General features: G+C 45.6%; 22 protein-coding genes and 1 tRNA gene. 2 read left to right on the forward strand and 21 right to left on the reverse strand.

Annotated elements, in window-relative coordinates; all coding sequences use genetic code 11:
- Positions 1–17: 17 nt before the first annotated feature.
- Positions 18–365: a hypothetical protein gene (locus Q4549_RS15925; protein ID WP_303515929.1), complete on the forward strand. Its 348-nt coding sequence runs from the start codon at positions 18–20 to the stop codon at positions 363–365.
- A 65-nt stretch (positions 366–430) separates the two neighbouring features.
- On the opposite strand, the gene mgtE is transcribed toward Q4549_RS15925, so the two are convergent.
- From mgtE to metA, 3 genes are all read right to left on the reverse strand, one after another.
- Positions 431–1,768, reverse strand: coding sequence for a magnesium transporter (gene mgtE / locus Q4549_RS15930; protein ID WP_137673772.1), 1,338 nt, complete (start codon positions 1,766–1,768; stop codon positions 431–433).
- A gap of 271 nt (positions 1,769–2,039) precedes the next feature.
- The gene (gene metH / locus Q4549_RS15935; RefSeq protein WP_303553294.1) at positions 2,040–5,720 is read right to left on the reverse strand and encodes a methionine synthase; all 3,681 of its coding nucleotides are present in this window, start codon (positions 5,718–5,720) and stop codon (positions 2,040–2,042) included.
- Positions 5,721–5,809: 89 nt separating this feature from the next.
- Positions 5,810–6,751 (reverse strand): homoserine O-succinyltransferase, encoded by a 942-nt coding sequence (metA, locus tag Q4549_RS15940; RefSeq protein WP_303515936.1) that lies wholly within the window; start codon positions 6,749–6,751, stop codon positions 5,810–5,812.
- A gap of 157 nt (positions 6,752–6,908) precedes the next feature.
- Here metA and Q4549_RS15945 point away from each other — a divergent pair, with 157 nt between their 5' ends.
- Positions 6,909–8,171 carry an HD-GYP domain-containing protein gene (locus tag Q4549_RS15945; RefSeq protein WP_303553292.1) on the forward strand — a complete coding sequence of 421 codons (1,263 nt, stop codon included), beginning with the start codon at positions 6,909–6,911 and terminating at the stop codon, positions 8,169–8,171.
- A gap of 96 nt (positions 8,172–8,267) precedes the next feature.
- On the opposite strand, the gene rplQ is transcribed toward Q4549_RS15945, so the two are convergent.
- From rplQ to Q4549_RS16035, 18 genes are all read right to left on the reverse strand, one after another.
- A complete protein-coding gene (rplQ, locus tag Q4549_RS15950) occupies positions 8,268–8,660 on the reverse strand; it encodes a 50S ribosomal protein L17 (RefSeq protein WP_137673768.1) in 393 nt (130 codons plus the stop codon).
- Between the two features lie 38 nt (positions 8,661–8,698).
- Positions 8,699–9,685 (reverse strand): DNA-directed RNA polymerase subunit alpha, encoded by a 987-nt coding sequence (rpoA, locus tag Q4549_RS15955; RefSeq protein ID WP_137673767.1) that lies wholly within the window; start codon positions 9,683–9,685, stop codon positions 8,699–8,701.
- Positions 9,686–9,708: 23 nt separating this feature from the next.
- Positions 9,709–10,329 carry a 30S ribosomal protein S4 gene (rpsD, locus tag Q4549_RS15960; RefSeq protein ID WP_137673766.1) on the reverse strand — a complete coding sequence of 207 codons (621 nt, stop codon included), beginning with the start codon at positions 10,327–10,329 and terminating at the stop codon, positions 9,709–9,711.
- A 26-nt stretch (positions 10,330–10,355) separates the two neighbouring features.
- Positions 10,356–10,745: a 30S ribosomal protein S11 gene (rpsK, locus tag Q4549_RS15965; protein ID WP_016402131.1), complete on the reverse strand. Its 390-nt coding sequence runs from the start codon at positions 10,743–10,745 to the stop codon at positions 10,356–10,358.
- A 13-nt stretch (positions 10,746–10,758) separates the two neighbouring features.
- Positions 10,759–11,115 (reverse strand): 30S ribosomal protein S13, encoded by a 357-nt coding sequence (gene rpsM / locus Q4549_RS15970; RefSeq protein ID WP_016402132.1) that lies wholly within the window; start codon positions 11,113–11,115, stop codon positions 10,759–10,761.
- A 109-nt stretch (positions 11,116–11,224) separates the two neighbouring features.
- Positions 11,225–11,338, reverse strand: a complete 114-nt coding sequence (gene rpmJ / locus Q4549_RS15975; RefSeq protein WP_000868186.1) for a 50S ribosomal protein L36 — start codon at positions 11,336–11,338, stop codon at positions 11,225–11,227.
- A 41-nt stretch (positions 11,339–11,379) separates the two neighbouring features.
- A complete protein-coding gene (gene secY / locus Q4549_RS15980; protein WP_016402133.1) occupies positions 11,380–12,705 on the reverse strand; it encodes a preprotein translocase subunit SecY in 1,326 nt (441 codons plus the stop codon).
- 9 nt (positions 12,706–12,714) lie between these two features.
- Positions 12,715–13,149, reverse strand: a complete 435-nt coding sequence (rplO, locus tag Q4549_RS15985; RefSeq protein WP_137673765.1) for a 50S ribosomal protein L15 — start codon at positions 13,147–13,149, stop codon at positions 12,715–12,717.
- A 2-nt stretch (positions 13,150–13,151) separates the two neighbouring features.
- Positions 13,152–13,334, reverse strand: a complete 183-nt coding sequence (rpmD, locus tag Q4549_RS15990) for a 50S ribosomal protein L30 (protein ID WP_137673764.1) — start codon at positions 13,332–13,334, stop codon at positions 13,152–13,154.
- Between the two features lie 7 nt (positions 13,335–13,341).
- Entirely contained in the window at positions 13,342–13,845 is a 504-nt protein-coding gene (gene rpsE / locus Q4549_RS15995; RefSeq protein WP_016402136.1) for a 30S ribosomal protein S5, read from the reverse strand.
- 10 nt (positions 13,846–13,855) lie between these two features.
- On the reverse strand, positions 13,856–14,206 hold the full coding sequence (gene rplR, locus Q4549_RS16000; protein WP_137673763.1) for a 50S ribosomal protein L18: 351 nt from the start codon (positions 14,204–14,206) through the stop codon (positions 13,856–13,858).
- Positions 14,207–14,215: 9 nt separating this feature from the next.
- Complete coding sequence (gene rplF / locus Q4549_RS16005) at positions 14,216–14,743, reverse strand: 50S ribosomal protein L6 (RefSeq protein ID WP_137673762.1); 528 nt, start codon at positions 14,741–14,743, stop codon at positions 14,216–14,218.
- Between the two features lie 15 nt (positions 14,744–14,758).
- On the reverse strand, positions 14,759–15,151 hold the full coding sequence (gene rpsH, locus Q4549_RS16010) for a 30S ribosomal protein S8 (RefSeq protein ID WP_137673761.1): 393 nt from the start codon (positions 15,149–15,151) through the stop codon (positions 14,759–14,761).
- A gap of 26 nt (positions 15,152–15,177) precedes the next feature.
- Complete coding sequence (gene rpsN / locus Q4549_RS16015) at positions 15,178–15,483, reverse strand: 30S ribosomal protein S14 (protein ID WP_137673760.1); 306 nt, start codon at positions 15,481–15,483, stop codon at positions 15,178–15,180.
- A gap of 13 nt (positions 15,484–15,496) precedes the next feature.
- Complete coding sequence (gene rplE / locus Q4549_RS16020) at positions 15,497–16,036, reverse strand: 50S ribosomal protein L5 (protein WP_137673759.1); 540 nt, start codon at positions 16,034–16,036, stop codon at positions 15,497–15,499.
- A gap of 12 nt (positions 16,037–16,048) precedes the next feature.
- The gene (gene rplX / locus Q4549_RS16025) at positions 16,049–16,363 is read right to left on the reverse strand and encodes a 50S ribosomal protein L24 (protein WP_137673758.1); all 315 of its coding nucleotides are present in this window, start codon (positions 16,361–16,363) and stop codon (positions 16,049–16,051) included.
- A gap of 10 nt (positions 16,364–16,373) precedes the next feature.
- A complete protein-coding gene (gene rplN, locus Q4549_RS16030) occupies positions 16,374–16,742 on the reverse strand; it encodes a 50S ribosomal protein L14 (RefSeq protein ID WP_137673757.1) in 369 nt (122 codons plus the stop codon).
- Between the two features lie 323 nt (positions 16,743–17,065).
- Positions 17,066–17,141 (reverse strand) — tRNA-Thr (locus Q4549_RS16035).
- Between the last annotated feature and the right edge of the window lie 119 nt (positions 17,142–17,260).

The following is a 17,260-nucleotide window of genomic DNA, read 5'->3' on the forward strand; positions in this document are numbered from 1 at the left end:
ACCATTCAAGGATGTATATGAACACGGCGCTAAACCGCTCAAGATTACTTATTGGCATTGCGCTAATAGTGGTAGGAATCGCAGTGATAGCCTATGTGCTACCACAAACAGTGAGTTTAATTACCTTGCCGCATGATGCGCCCTTCATGCAGCACTTTTTTAACTGGTTAATGGCCGATACTGATGCCATAAATACCCAAGTTAGCGAAGAGTTTTTTGAGATTTTTCAAACCTTTATCAAGGTAATAGTGCTGATCGTATTTTTATACGTATGCGTTAAGCTGGTAGGTGTGGGTTTAATGATTATTCGTGAAGGGGTGAGCTTAATTCGCCCGGCAAGCAGTAACGAAAAAAGCAAAGACTAAACCTAAATGATTGAAAGCAAAAAGCGAGCATATTATGGCTCGCTTTTTTGTGGCTGCGTGTCGCGTTACAAGCCGAGTATGGCGCTGGCCAAGCCAAAATAAACTAACACCCCTGATACGTCGGCAATTGTCGCTACCAGTGGGCCAGAGGCCGTTGCAGGGTCGAGTTTCATCTTATTCAGCAAAAACGGTAAGCTTAAGCCCACCAGAGATCCCACTAATACAATGATTACCATCGACATGGATACAATCATTGCTACGTCTGGGCCACCACGAAATACCCCTACGCTATAAACTGCAGCCGCCATAGTTAAGCCAAGTGCTAGCCCCACCAATAGTTCACGGCTAAACAATTTAGACCAGTCATTTTTGTCTACTTCGCCAGTGGCCAGTGCCCGTACCATTAAGGCTGCTGCTTGTGAGCCTGCATTACCGCCACTTCCAATCAATAAAGGTAAGAAAAACACCAAGGCAACGTTGGCCGAAATCGTTTCTTCAAAATGAGCAATTCCTGCGCCGGAGAACATCGCGCCAAACACTAGCAGTACCAGCCACATTACCCGTTTACGGTAGAGCTCCCAAATGCTCACTCGGTCTACTGTTTCGTCGAGCTTACCTACTGAGGCACTTTTTTGGGCATCTTCGGTGGCTTCTTCAACCGCCGCATCCATCGCGTCATCGTAAGTAACAATGCCAACCAGCTTTTGCTGTTCATCCACCACTGGCAGGGCCAATAGATCGTAATGGCGAATTTGTTTACTCACATGCTCTTGGCTTTCTTCTACGGTGACCGATACCACTTCGGTACGCATTAACTCGCGCACTTGAATATCGGGAGAGGCCAGAATCAATTCACGCAAAGACACGGTACCGAGTAGTCGACGTTCGCGGTCAATCACATAAGTTTGGTAAATAGTTTCTTTATCGGGCGCTTCGAGTCGCAACTGCTTTAACGCGCGGCTAACCAGCCAGTGTTCTTTTAGAGTGGCATAGTCAGAGGTCATGATTGACCCCGCGGTTCCTTCGGCGTAGCTAGAAAGCTTACGTAAATCTTCGCGCTCGGCTTGAGCTAAGCCAGGCAAAACCATGGCGCGTTGCTCTTCGTCTAAGTCGTTGTATAAATCGGCGCGCTCATCAGCCTCCATGCGAGAAAACAACGCGGCCAGTTTATGGCGCTTCATTAATCCCGCTACGTCGGCTTGCAGATAGGGAGGCAAATACGAGAAAACTTTGGCGCGATCACCTAGTGAAAACATCGAAATAAGCGGTAAGGCTTCTTTAGGTTCAAACTCGGCCAAGGCTTGGCCAACGTCGGCAAAGTGGTATTCATCGAGGGTTGAGCGAAGGGTTAACTTGTCTAAGTTAACTAAAGCGAGCTCTAATTTTTGTTGAAGATGTGCCATGTACTGCTCCAGCTATCGCATAGAGCCAAGCATTAACCAGACGGACTACGCGAAGAAATTTTGTTGTATCGGGTCTATAAAACGATAAAAGTTTCGACTGTCGGGGTCCGGGTTCATAGAAGAATCTCAGTGATAAAATCGGCGCAAATTGTAGGGGGAATAAGCTTAAAACTCAAGCGATTTATCGCCCTCAAGCTAAAGCTAAAGGGCGAGTTGACGGGCCTTGCAGCCAGCAACGCGAGACTTGAATCTAGCTAGGTTTGATTCCGAGCTAAGTGTTGTAGCCCAAGTTAGGCGCTAACCAGCGTTCGGCAACCTCCAAGCTCATATTTTTACGCTTAGCATAATCTTCTACTTGGTCTTTTTGAATCGATGCCACTGCAAAATAACGGCTTTCTGGATGAGAAAAATACCAGCCAGATACCGCTGCACCCGGCCACATCGCGTAGCTGTCGGTTAGCACCATACCGATCCGTTTTTCAACATCCAGTAAGTCCCAAATGAGACCCTTCTCGGTATGCTCCGGACAAGCGGGATAACCCGGTGCAGGACGTATGCCTTGGTAGTTTTCACGAATTAACTCTTCGCTGCTGAGGTTTTCGTCGGCTGCGTAGCCCCAGAAGTCTTTACGTACTTGCGCATGTAAGTATTCTGCAAAACCTTCGGCGAGGCGATCGGCAATCGCTTTTACCATAATCGCGTTGTAATCATCGCCTTCACCTTTATACATGTCGGCTAATTCATCTTCGCCAATTCCGCCGGTTACCGCAAAGGCACCAAAGTAATCGGCTTTACCGCTCGCCTTGGGAGCAATGAAATCGGCTAAGCAATTGTTGGCGCCCTTTTTCTTATCGGTTTGCTGGCGAAGCTGAGAGCTTACTCCAAGCAGTTCGCTGCGTGATTCGTCGGTGTAGATCTCAATATCGTCACCCACACTATTGGCAGGGAACAAACCAAACACACCTGATACTTTCACTTCGCGCTTTTGTTTAAAACGAGCGAGCATTGCTTTGGCGTCGGCAAACAAACGCTTAGCTTCTTCGCCCACTACCTCGTCTTCTAGAATACGTGGGTATTTGCCAGCCAATGACCAAGTCATAAAGAATGGGGTCCAATCTATGTAAGGTTCAATGTCTTCTATCGACACATCCTCAAACTGTTGAATGCCCAATTGTTTAGGTACTGGTGGCGTGTAGTTGTCCCACTCAATCGGCGCACGATTAGCGCGAGCGACTTCTAGAGTAACTGGTGGAGTACGCGGCCGCTTACGAGCATGCTGCTCACGTACAATCTCGTAGTCTTTATCCAGTTTTTCTACAAAAGGAGGGCGTAACTCGTCGGACAATAAACTTTGGCACACTCCCACCGCGCGAGACGCATTAGACACGTACACGACAGGGTGCTCATAGTTTTGTTCAATTTTAACCGCAGTGTGTGCTTTAGAAGTAGTTGCCCCACCAATAAGCAACGGCAGATCGAGGCCTGTACGCTGCATTTCTTTAGCTACGTGCACCATTTCATCTAGCGAGGGCGTAATTAGCCCTGAGAGGCCAATCATATCTACGTTTTCTTCTTTAGCGACTTTAAGAATTTTGTCGCAAGACACCATGACGCCAAGGTCGATGACTTCAAAGTTATTACATTGCAGCACAACCCCAACAATGTTTTTACCAATGTCGTGCACGTCACCCTTCACGGTGGCCATTACAATTTTACCGTTAGAGCGCTGCCCTTCGCCTTTCTCAGCTTCAATATAGGGCTGTAAGTAGGCTACCGCGCGTTTCATAACACGGGCAGATTTCACTACTTGCGGTAAGAACATTTTACCGTCGCCGAATAAATCGCCCACGACATTCATGCCGTCCATTAACGGCCCTTCAATCACGTGTAATGGGCGCTCTACCGATTGGCGCGCTAGCTCGGTGTCGTCTTCGATAAATTCGGTGATGCCTTTAACTAATGCGTGCTCTAGGCGTTTTCTAACATCCCATGTGCGCCACTCTAAATCCTGAGCACTTTCTTGCTGAGAACCGTCACCACGGTATTTTTCGGCAATTTCAAGTAGCTCTTCGGTAGCGTTGTTATGGGTATTAAGTACTACCGCTTCAACCTTGTCTTTTAACTCTTTGGGAATGTCTTCGTAAATGGCCAGCTGGCCCGCATTTACAATACCCATGTCCATGCCGTTCTTAATCGCGTAGTACAAGAACACCGCGTGTATCGCTTCTCGAACGGGGTTATTACCACGGAATGAAAAACTTACATTAGAGACACCGCCAGAAATCATCGCATGCGGTAAGTTATCTTTGATGTCTTTTACCGCTTCGATAAAATCAACCGCATAGTTATTATGCTCGTCGATTCCGGTAGCTACCGCGAAGATGTTTGGATCGAAGATAATATCTTCCGGCGGGAAGCCCACTTGATTGACTAAGATGTCGTAAGACTTGCTACATATTTCAAACTTACGTTCGCGGGTATCTGCCTGACCTTCTTCATCAAAGGCCATAACAATAACTGCCGCGCCGTAACGGCGAAGAATTTTAGCTTGGCGAATAAAGGGCTCTACCCCTTCTTTCATCGAAATAGAGTTAACAATTGGCTTACCCTGCACACACTGCAGGCCAGCTTCTAAAATATCCCACTTAGATGAATCAATCATCACCGGCACTTTGGCGATATCGGGCTCACAGGCAATCATGTTCAAAAAGCGCACCATGGCCGCCTTTGAATCCAACATGCCTTCGTCCATGTTGATATCAATAATTTGCGCGCCGTTCTCAACTTGGTTTAAGGCAACCTCAATAGCTTTATCGTAGTTCTCCTCTACGATCAGCCGCTTAAATATTGCTGAACCCGTAACGTTGTTACGCTCACCTACGTTTACAAACAGTGTGTCTGCAGTAATCGTTAGTGGCTCTAGCCCTGAAAGGCGACAAGCTACATCTATTTCTGGCAGTTTACGTGGCGCTACGCCTTCAACCGCTTCGGCCATGGCTTTAATATGCTCAGGCGTGGTACCACAACAGCCGCCAACTAAATTTAAGAAACCAGCGCGCGCCCATTCACCAATGTGTTCCGCCATTTCATTGGCTTCAAGGTCATATTCACCAAAGGCATTTGGCAAGCCTGCATTGGGGTGAGCAGAGACATAGGTTTCGCTTACGCGGCTAAGCTCGTCAACATACTGGCGAAGCTCGTCTGGCCCCAATGCACAGTTCAAACCTATGCTAATTGGGCTAGCGTGGCGCATCGAGTTGTAAAAGGCTTCGGTTGTTTGGCCACTTAAGGTACGGCCCGAGGCGTCGGTAATGGTGCCCGAAATCATCACTGGCAATTTATAACCCAGCTCATCAAACACGGTTTCTACTGCAAACACCGCCGCTTTTGCGTTAAGAGTATCGAAGATGGTTTCGATTAAAATTAAGTCACTACCGCCTTCTATAAGCGCCTTAGTGGATTCAACATAAGCCTCTACTAGCTCGTTAAAAGTGACATTACGATAACCTGGGTCGTTCACATCTGGCGAGATAGAACAGGTACGGTTTGTGGGGCCTAACACACCCGCCACAAAACGAGGACGCTCAGGGTTTAAGGCTGTCACTTCATCAGCAACTTCGCGAGCAATACGCGCGGCTTCGCGGTTGATATCAGCCGAGTACTTCTCCATGTCGTAATCGGCCATGGCGATAGTTGTAGCGTTAAAGGTATTGGTTTCTAGAATATCAGCGCCAGCCAGCAAGTACTCACGATGAATATCAGCAATGATTTTTGGCTGTGTTAGCACCAACATATCGTTGTTGCCTTTTACATCGGTATGCCAGTCTGCAAAGCTCTCTCCGCGGTAGTCAGCCTCTTCAAATTTGTAAGACTGAATCATGGTTCCCATGCCGCCATCGATGATCATGATGCGTTGAGAGAGTTGCTTTTCTAGTTGTAGCCTTGCTGACACGGGAACTTCCTATTTCTTTCGCTGGTATTTCGACTCGGCAGTGTAGCACACTGCCTAATGGGGCTTATCTGCGATAAAGTTATATGAAATTATTTCAAGATATTATCGGATTTGGGTTTAAGTTCGGCTAAGTCGTAAGGCGTGATTTGGTAAACACAGTAGTTAAGCCAGTTGTTATACAAAAGGTGTCCATGACTACGCCAAGTGGCACATGGCGCGGCAGAGCAATCGTCATGCGTGTAGTAGTTTTCGGGCAATTGCGGATTCAAGCCTTCTTGAGAATCACGCTGATATTCATTGTGCAAAGTATCTGCTGCGTACTCTGGATGACCAGTAATAAATACTTGGCGAAAATCTTCGCTAGCAAATAAGTAGCTACCCGCTTCAGGGTTGTCGGCCAGTACCTTCAAGTCGGTTTCTTCGGTAATTAGGTTTGAATCAAAATGCGCAAAGCGTGATAGTGGCGCGAGGAAAGCGTCATCAAAACCGCGAACCAAGGGGTTATGTTTGTGCTTGGTTTGATGCCAATACACCCCTGACAACTTGGTATCGCGAGTTTGTTTGTTCAAACCATATAAATGATACAACGCCGCCTGAGCCGCCCAACATAAGTACAAGGTTGAAGTGACGTGGGTTGTGGCCCAATCAATAATTTCCTTAACTTGATCCCAGTAATACACTTCTTCGAAGGGTACTTGCCCTAAAGGAGCACCAGTAATAATCAGTCCGTCGAAGTTACGCTCGCGCAGTTTGTCAAAATCACGATAAAACTTATCGATGTGATCTTTGGGAGTATTTTTAGACACACGATGATCGATACGTAATAGCTTTACATTCACCTGCAAGGGAGAGTTAGAGAGCAGCCTGAGGATTTGATTTTCAGTCTCAATTTTCTTAGGCATCAAATTAAGAAGTACAACCTCTAGCGGACGAATATCCTGATGAGCTGCACGGCTCTCTGGCATAACAAAAATATTTTCGTTACGCAGGACTTCGGCAGCGGGTAACTGGTCAGGAATACAAATTGGCATAAGAGGCTCCAAGCTAACAACAAGACATGTATGTCTAGACATCTAGATACCTATTTTAAATAGTTCCTCGTGTATGTCTAGAACTTGTTAAAAGCTGCTGATTTTGTGCCAATAATTATTCATAATGCTCCCTGATGAAAAAAAGTTGTAAGGGCACATGGCTGAGTTAAAGCTTAATGTAGAACGATTACAAACAGGTGTGTTTGTTAAGCTTCCGGTAAAATGGGGGGAGCACCCGTTTATGTTCACCAGCTTCAAAATAAAAAGCCAAGATCAGATTGATGTAATCAAGAATCTGGGATTGAAGCATGTCATTGTGGTACCTGAAAAGAGCGATACGCCGCCTTTGCCAGCGAACCAAGAACAAGGCGAAGAAAAGAAAGATGATGCTAAGGCTTTAGAGAAAGCTGCCAAAGCACTCTGGGAAGAAAAACGCGCGCGTATTGAAGAGTTAAAGAACTACCGCCGTAACCTACAAAAAGTTGAGAAAGAGTTTGATCGCTCAATGGCGCAAGTTCGCGCGGTGATGAGCAAACTGAAAAGCCGCCCACTTAACGCCGTTGATGACGCTACAACCCTAATTAACAACCTAGCCGATGACTTACTCTCTGGCGAGGGTGTGGTGCTGCACTTAATGAACGACAGCAAAGATGCCGACAGCTTTTACTACCACAGTTTAAATGTGTCTATCCTTGCCATGATGCTAGCCAAAGCGGCTGGATTTTCTGAGCGTGATATAAAAATCTTAGGCTTGGCCGGCTTATTTCACGATGTAGGGAAAATGAAAATCCCCGATAAAGTGCTACGCAAACCCGGTAAGTTAACCGCTCAAGAAGCCAACTTATTAAAGATGCACACTAAGTATGGTGCCGATTTTCTTAAGTTATCAGAAACGATACCCGCCAAGGTAAAAGTGATTGCGGCGCAACACCACGAGTATTTAGATGGCAGTGGTTACCCACAAAAGTTAAAAGGCGACAGCATCGACCGCTTAGCCCAGCTCATTGCAGTTGTAAATGAGTATGACAGCTTATGCCACCCGAGAGACCCACGCTTAACCCGGATTCCTTTTACAGTTATTTCCTACCTTTATAAACAACGTAAAGCGCAGCTCAATGCTGCTGACCTAGGCATACTTATTCGTTTATTAGGTATCTACCCGCCAGGCAGTGTTGTGCAGCTTAGTTCAGGGCAAATAGGTTTAGTGATGTCGGTAAACTCAGAACGTTTGCTGTTCCCTGCTGTACAAGTTTATGACCCCAATATCCCGCGTACTGAAGCACCAATTATCGATTTAGAAGCGGCAGGCTTAACCATTGAGAAAGCCCTTAAGCCCAGCGCCTTACCCGATGCTGTATTTGAGTACTTGAATCCGCGGGCGCGCATCTCTTATTACTTCGATCACAACAAACGTTTGTAACGGGGTAATTACTCCGCCGTTGCAAATCTTACTAGACAAATTCAAGACAAAAAAAAGCCGGACCTAAGTCCGGCTTTTTATACTTGGTGTCTGAGTTTACTCAGCCGCTTCTTCAGCAACTTCTTCAACTTCAGGACGGTCCAATAACTCAATGAATGCCATAGGAGCATTATCGCCAGCACGGAAACCACATTTTAAAATGCGAGTGTAACCGCCTGCACGTTCTTTGAATCGAGGGCCGATTTCAGCAAATAGCTTACCAACAACTTCTGCATCGCGAGTACGAGCAAAAGCTAGACGACGGTTAGCTACACTGTCATTTTTAGCCAATGTAATTAATGGCTCAACAACACGACGAAGCTCTTTGGCTTTAGGCAATGTTGTCTTGATAACTTCATGGCGAACCAATGAACTGGCCATATTCCGGAACATAGCCTGACGATGGCTACTATTTCGGTTCAATTGACGACCACTCTGACGATGGCGCATGACCTTATCCTTCTATATTAAGACGTTAAAACCAGTGACTACTTATCAGCAATGCTAGCTGGCGGCCAGTTTTCTAGGCGCATACCTAGAGACAAACCACGTGACGCTAATACATCTTTGATTTCAGTAAGCGACTTTTTACCTAAGTTAGGTGTTTTAAGTAGCTCAACTTCGGTACGTTGTACCAAGTCACCAATGTAATGAATCGCTTCTGCCTTCAAACAGTTAGCAGAGCGTACTGTCAACTCTAGATCATCGACAGGACGAAGCAGGATTGGATCAAACTCTGGCTTCTCTTCTTTTTCTTCAGGCTCACTTACATCACGTAAGTCAACGAAGGCATCCAATTGTTCTGCAAGAATTGTTGCAGAGCGGCGGATAGCTTCCTCTGGATCAAGAGTACCATTGGTTTCCATATCGATAACCAATTTGTCCAAGTCAGTACGTTGCTCTACACGAGCAGCTTCAACAGTATAAGCAATACGCTCTACTGGGCTGTAAGCTGCATCAGTTAGCAAACGACCAATTGGACGCTCTTCATCTTCAGAGTGAACCCGAACTGAAGCTGGTACGTAACCGCGACCACGTTCAACCTTAATGCGCATGCTGATTTCAGCGTTGCTGCTAAGGTGACAAATAACGTGCTCAGGGTTAGTGATTTCGACATCAGCGTCGTGCTGAATGTCGCCTGCAACCACAGGACCTGCTCCAGACTTGGCAAGACTAAGTGTTACTTCGTCTTTACCTTCTAACTTCACAGCAATACCTTTAAGGTTAAGCAAGATTTCCAAGATATCCTCTTGTACGCCTTCCTTACTGCTGTACTCATGCAACACGCCATCGATTTCAACTTCTGTTACCGCACAACCAGGCATAGAAGATAAAAGAATACGACGAAGAGCATTACCTAAAGTGTGGCCAAAACCACGCTCTAATGGCTCAAGCGTAACCTTTGCACGAGTTGGGCTAACTTGTTCGATCTCAACTAGCCTTGGTTTTAGAAACTCTGTTACAGAACCCTGCATTGTGTCCTCTCTATAATTCAACTTTACTTAGAGTAAAGTTCGACGATCAGCTGTTCGTTAATTTCCGCAGATAAATCAGCGCGCTCAGGTAGGCGTTTGAAAGTGCCTTCCATTTTAGTAGCGTCTACTTCTATCCACGATGCCGCTTCACGTTGTCCAGCGATTTCTAAAGATGCAACGATACGAGCTTGCTTCTTAGATTTTTCGCGAACACTGATAACGTCTTCTGGTAATACCTTGTAAGAAGGAATATTAACCACTTGACCGTTAACTACGATAGCTTTGTGGCTAACTAGCTGACGAGCTTCAGCGCGAGTAGCACCAAAACCTAAACGGTAAACAACGTTATCTAAACGACTTTCTAACAATTGCAGCAAGTTTTCACCGGTGTTGCCTTTAAGGCGAGCAGCAGCTTTGTAGTAGTTGCGGAATTGTTTTTCAAGTATGCCGTATAAACGACGAACTTTTTGCTTCTCACGAAGCTGTAAACCGTAGTCTGAAAGACGCGCTTTACGTGCACCATGTTGACCAGGTGCTGCATCCAACTTACACTTTGTGTCGATCGCACGTACACCACTTTTCAAGAAAAGATCGGTACCTTCACGACGGCTAAGTTTAAGCTTTGGACCTAAATATCTTGCCATTTTTCTTTCTCCAATCTATCCAGAAACTACACGCGGCGTTTCTTCGGTGGACGACAACCATTGTGTGGAATCGGAGTCACGTCGGTGATGTTAGTCACACGGAAACCCGCAGCATGTAATGCACGGATTGAAGACTCACGACCAGGACCTGGGCCGTTTACAAACACTTCTACGTTCTTAAGGCCGTAGTCTTTAGCTGCTTCAGCAGCACGTTCAGCAGCAACCTGTGCAGCGAACGGAGTAGACTTACGTGAACCACGGAAACCTGAACCACCTGCAGTGGCCCAAGAAAGCGCGTTACCCTGACGATCAGTGATAGTCACAATAGTATTGTTGAAAGAAGCATGGATATGAGCCATGCCATCAGCAACTTGTTTTTTTACGCGTTTACGAGCGCGAGTCGGAGTTTTAGCCATTTTCACTCACCCCTTATTTCTTAATAGGTTTGCGAGGACCTTTACGGGTGCGCGCATTTGTTTTAGTGCGCTGACCGCGAAGGGGCAAACTGCGACGGTGACGAAGTCCACGGTAACAACCGAGGTCCATCAGACGCTTAATGTTCATTGATACTTCACGACGTAGATCACCTTCAACAGTGAATTTAGCTACTTCGTCACGAAGTTTATCGATTTGTGTTTCGTCAAGTTCTCTGATCTTAACATCTTCAGCAATACCGGCTGCCGCACAAATTTTTTGTGAGCGGGTTAAGCCAATACCGAAGATTGCAGTTAAAGCAATAACTGCGTGCTTCTGATCAGGAATGTTAATGCCGGCTATACGGGCCATTGGCACACTCCTATAATTTTCGTGTTAAACGAAGGCCATCTGTGAAAAGCCCGTAAGGATACTCAACAGATGACCACATTGCAAATAATATTGTCTTGAAATCTACTAACTAGCCTTGGCGCTGTTTGTGCTTTGGCTCACTGCAAATTACACGCACAACACCGTTGCGCTTGATAACTTTACAGTTACGGCAGATTTTCTTAACGGATGCACGTACTTTCATTGCTATCTCCGTAAAAGTTAAAGACCAATCTCAAGGGCGGCCTAACGGCCGTAACCTTTAAGATTAGCTTTTTTCAGAACCGAACCATATTGATGAGACATCAAATGGGTTTGGACCTGAGCCATAAAGTCCATGATAACCACCACTACAATAAGTAGCGAAGTACCACCGAAGTAGAACTGAACGTTCATTCCGATCATCATAAACTCAGGAATTAAACATACAAACGTGATGTACAAAGCACCAGCTAGGGTTAAACGAGTCATCACCTTGTCTATGTATCGCGAGGTCTGTTCACCTGGGCGTATACCCGGAATGAACGCGCCACTCTTCTTCAAGTTGTCTGCTGTTTCGCGAGGGTTAAATACCAACGCAGTATAGAAGAAGCAGAAGAAGATAATAGCTGCTGCATACAAGAACACATATAACGGTTGCCCAGGTTGTAGCGTTAATGACAGGTCAGAAAGGAAAGACAAGCCTTCATTTTGACCGAACCACTGCGCTAATGTGCCAGGGAACAGAATAATACTTGAAGCGAAAATTGCCGGGATAACACCCGCCATGTTCACTTTAAGTGGTAAATGTGTGCTTTGTGCAGCGAACACTTTGCGACCTTGTTGGCGCTTTGCATAGTTAACAACGATACGACGTTGTCCACGTTCTACAAATACCACAAAGAAGGTCACCGCAAATACAAGAGCAACGATGAACAAGAGTAACAATAAGTGCAACTCTCCTTGACGCGCCTGCTCAGCCGTCTGACCGATTGCAGAAGGCAATCCTGCCACAATACCAGCAAAAATTAGAATCGAAATCCCGTTGCCGATACCGCGTTCAGTAATTTGCTCACCTAACCACATCAGGAACATTGTTCCTGTCACCAAGCTAACCACCGCAGTGAAATAGAACGGTAGACCTGGGTTAATTACCAGACCTGCCATCATATTTGGTAAGCCAGTAGCAATACCAATAGCTTGGAAGGTTGCTAAAACCAGCGTGCTATAACGCGTGTATTGACTAATCTTACGTCTACCCGACTCGCCTTCTTTTTTAAGTTCAGCAAGGGTTGGGTGAACAACTGTCAATAACTGGATGATAATCGATGCCGAAATATACGGCATGATACCTAACGCGAATATAGAAGCACGTGAAAGTGCACCACCTGAAAACATATTAAACATTTCCAGAATGGTACCTTTTTGCTGGTCAAACAACGCGGCCAGTACAGCGGCATCAATCCCAGGTAACGGCACAAAGGAGCCTGCTCGGAACACAATAATGGCTCCAAGCACAAATAGTAAACGACTCTTAAGCTCGCTTAAGCCGCCTTGTGCACTTGCTGATGCTGTTCCTGGATTCTTAGCCATGTTTTGTACTTATTCCTCGATTTTACCGCCAGCAGCTTCAATAGCTGCCAGTGCGCCTTTAGTTACACGCAGGCCACGTAAGGTAACTGGTGCTTTAACTTCGCCAGATAGTACTACTTTTGCAAACTTAATGTTGCGAGTAATAAGACCAGCTGCCTTCAAAGCGTCCAAATCTACCACGTCAGCAGTAACTTTAGCTAGTTCGCTAGTACGAACTTCAGCAGTTACCATTGATTTACGTGAAGTAAAACCAAATTTAGGCAAACGTTGTTTCAATGGCATTTGACCGCCTTCGAAACCTGGACGAACACTACCGCCAGAACGAGACTTCTGACCTTTGTGACCACGACCACCGGTTTTACCTAAACCAGAACCAATACCACGTCCTACACGCTTGGCGTTTGGCTTTGAGCCAGCCGCCGGAGAAAGAGTATTCAAACGCATGATTATTCTCCCTCAACCTTAACCATGTAAGAAACTTTATTAATCATACCGCGAATACAAGGAGTGTCCTCTAATTCAACAGTGTGATTAATGCGACGAAGACCTAGACCTGTTAGGGTCGCACGGTGCTTAGGCAAACGCCCAATACCACTTTTAGTCTGTGTTACTTTAATTGTGTTCGACATGGCTTTATTACCCCAGAATTTCTTGGACGCTTAGGCCACGCTTCGCAGCAACGTCTTGTGGAGAATGCATATTCTCAAGAGCGTCGATAGTAGCGCGAACAATGTTAATTGGGTTAGTAGAACCGTATGCTTTTGACAATACGTTCTGCACGCCCGCAACTTCTAGAACAGCACGCATCGCACCACCGGCAATAATACCAGTACCCTCTGATGCAGGTTGCATGTAAACACGCGACCCAGAGTGGCGACCCTTAATAGGATGCTGCAGTGTAGTGCCTCTCAGCTGTACACTAGTAAGGTTACGACGCGCTTTTTCCATTGCTTTTTGAATAGCAGCAGGAACTTCACGTGCTTTACCATAACCAAACCCTACGCGACCGTTACCGTCACCCACTACTGTAAGAGCAGTGAAACTGAAGATACGACCACCTTTAACTACTTTTGACACACGGTTTACAGCGATAAGCTTCTCATTCAGATCACTACCGGCTTGTGCTTCAAATTTTGACATGACTCACTCCTTAGAACTGAAGACCAGCTTCACGTGCAGCTTCTGCAAGCGCAGCAACGCGGCCGTGATACTTAAAGCCAGAACGGTCAAAAGCTACAGATGTAATACCTTTTTCTGCGGCACGTTCAGCGATTGCTTTACCTACGGCAGTAGCGGCAGCTACATTACTTAAACTTTCAAGCCCTTCAGAAACGGCTTTATCTACTGTTGATGCTGTTGCAAGAACCTTAGCATCAGGTGCAATCACCTGCGCGTAAATATGGCGCGGAGTACGGTGAATCACCAGGCGGGTTTTACCCAACTCTTGCATAGCTTTGCGAGTGCGTGTTGCACGACGCAGACGAGCAATTTTCTTATCCATAGTGTTAACCTACTTCTTCTTAGCCTCTTTACGGCGAACATTTTCGTCAGCATAACGAACACCTTTACCTTTGTAAGGCTCTGGTGGACGGAACGCACGAATGTCTGCTGCTACCTGACCAACAACTTGCTTATCAGCACCTTTCAGTACGATTTCAGTCTGTGATGGACACTCTGCGGTTACACCTTCTGGTAAGGTGTAATCTACTGGGTGAGAAAAACCTAGAGTTAGGTTAACTACCGAGCCTTTAACAGCTGCACGGTAACCAACACCTAACAGTGTCAATTTTTTCTCAAACCCATTTGTAACGCCAACAACCATGTTGTTGCTTAGAGCACGAGCTGTACCAGCTTGAGCAGTTGAAGCACCTTCAACTACAGCAAACTTAAGTTCGTTCTCTTCTTTCGTTACAACAACTGCGTTATTAAAAACGCGAGTCAATGTACCTTTGCTACCTTTAACCGTTAATTCTTGGCCGTTGATACTTACTTCAACGCCAGCAGGAATTGTAACGGGAGCCTTGGCTACGCGAGACATATTACCTACCTCCGGTTAAGCTACGTAACAGACGATTTCACCGCCCATGCCAGCTTTACGTGCTGCACGGTCAGTCATAACGCCTTTAGATGTAGAAATGATTGCAACGCCAAGGCCACCCATAACTTTAGGTAGGTCTTTAGCACCTTTATAAATGCGTAGGCCTGGACGGCTTACACGTTCAATCTTTTCAATAACTTTTTTACCTTCAAAATACTTGAGGGTAACTTCTAATGACTTTTTCACGTCACCAGTCACAGCGTATCCTGTGATGTAACCTTCTTCTTGCAACAAGTTAGCAATTGCCACTTTTACTTTAGATGAAGGCATAACAACAGATACTTTATTTGCTGATTGACCGTTGCGAACGCGAGTCAACATATCTGCAATAGGATCTTGCATGCTCATAATCGTTTACTCCGTAATTAAGTGGATTACCAACTGGCTTTCTTAAGGCCAGGAACCTCACCGCGCATCATTGCTTCACGTAATTTAATACGGCTAAGGCCGAATTTACGTAGGTAGCCATGTGGGCGGCCAGTTACGTTACAGCGGTTACGCTGACGAGACCGACTTGAATCACGAGGTAACGATTGCAATTTTAACACTGCGTCCCAACGCTCTTCATCAGAGCTGTTCACGCTGCTAATAATCGCTTTAAGCGCAGTACGCTTCTCCGCGAAGCGAGCAACGGCTTTTTCACGTTTCACTTCACGAGCTTTCATTGATTGTTTAGCCATAACTAACTCTACCTTACTTACGGAATGGGAAGTTAAAGGCAGCCAGCAAAGCGCGGCCTTCCTCGTTGCTTTCGGCAGTAGTAGTGATAGTAATATCCATACCACGAACCTTATCAACTTTGTCATAATCGATTTCAGGGAAGATGATTTGCTCACGAACACCCATGCTGTAGTTACCACGGCCATCGAATGACTTAGCATTCAAACCACGGAAATCTCGAACACGAGGTATTGCGATTGAAATCAAACGCTCTAAAAACTCCCACATACGCTCACCGCGTAGAGTCACTTTACAACCAATCGGGTATCCATCACGGATCTTGAAGCCTGCTACAGATTTACGAGCTTTGGTAGTAAGAGGTTTTTGACCTGAGATAGCCGCTAGATCAGCAATTGCGTGCTCTAGTACTTTCTTGTCATTAACCGCTTCACCCACACCCATGTTAAGGGTGATTTTCTCAATCCGAGGGACTTGCATGATGGATTTGTAACCGAACTCCTTTACGAGTTCAGGCGTTACACTTTCCTTATATAGGTCATGCAGTTTCGCCATCGTTAACTCCAGTTACTTTACAATTTCATTAGACGATTTGAATACACGAACTTTTTTGTCGTCTTCAAATCGAAAACCAACGCGATCAGCCTTGCCAGTGGCAGGGTTAAAAATCGCTACGTTTGATGCATCAAGGGCCGCTTCTTTCTCAACAATACCGCCAGCAACACCCAATTGAGGGTTTGGCTTTTGGTGCTTCTTGATTACGTTAACGCCTTCAACGAATAGTTTACCGTTTGATAAAGCTTTGGTTACGCTACCGCGTTTGCCTTTGTCTTTACCTGCAATAACTATTACTTCATCGCCTTTTTGGATTTTATTAGCCATTTTGGACTCCTTAAAGTACTTCTGGCGCTAGAGACACAATTTTCATGAACTGTTCATTGCGCAGTTCACGTGTCACAGGACCAAAGATACGAGTACCAATAGGCTGATTGTTTGCATTCAAGATAACCGCTGCATTGCGGTCAAAACGAATTACAGAACCATCAGGACGACGTACGCCTTTTCTAGTACGCACTACCACTGCATTCATAACGTCACCTTTCTTAACTTTACCGCGTGGAATTGCTTCCTTTACAGTAACTTTAATGATGTCGCCAATTCGTGCATAGCGGCGGTGCGAACCACCTAGGACCTTAATACACTGTACACGGCGCGCGCCGGAATTGTCCGCCACGTCCATAGTAGATTGCATTTGGATCATTTCAGTGCTCCGCTATATGTTACAACTGATCCCAACAATTAGCGCTGAGATCTCTGGCTGCCTAATTAAAGGGCGCGAAATTATAACACCCTAAATTTTGAATTGGTAGAACTGTCTAAATTTTGTTTGATTTAATTAATAAACGCAATATAAACAAATAGTTACCAAGATAAAACCATTCAAAAAACAGTTTGAAAAGGGTTAATTTCGCAGTTACGTGATTAGAACCGGAGACGATATCTCCAACCTAACCTAGATTACCGAGCAATATTTGGTCGGTAGAAACAAAAAAGCCCAGCATATTTGCCGGGCTTCTCTGAATATGGTGCTGATAGGCAGATTCGAACTGCCGACCTCACCCTTACCAAGGGTGCGCTCTACCAACTGAGCTATATCAGCGAAATAAAAACCCAGCCTATAGCTGGGTTTTTATCTTAATTGAGAGCCTGGCGGTGACCTACTTTCACATGGGGAAACCCCACACTATCATCGGCGCAGTTGCGTTTCACTTCTGAGTT

It is taken from the genome of Agarivorans sp. 2_MG-2023, assembly GCF_030548085.1.
Lineage (GTDB): Bacteria > Pseudomonadota > Gammaproteobacteria > Enterobacterales > Celerinatantimonadaceae > Agarivorans.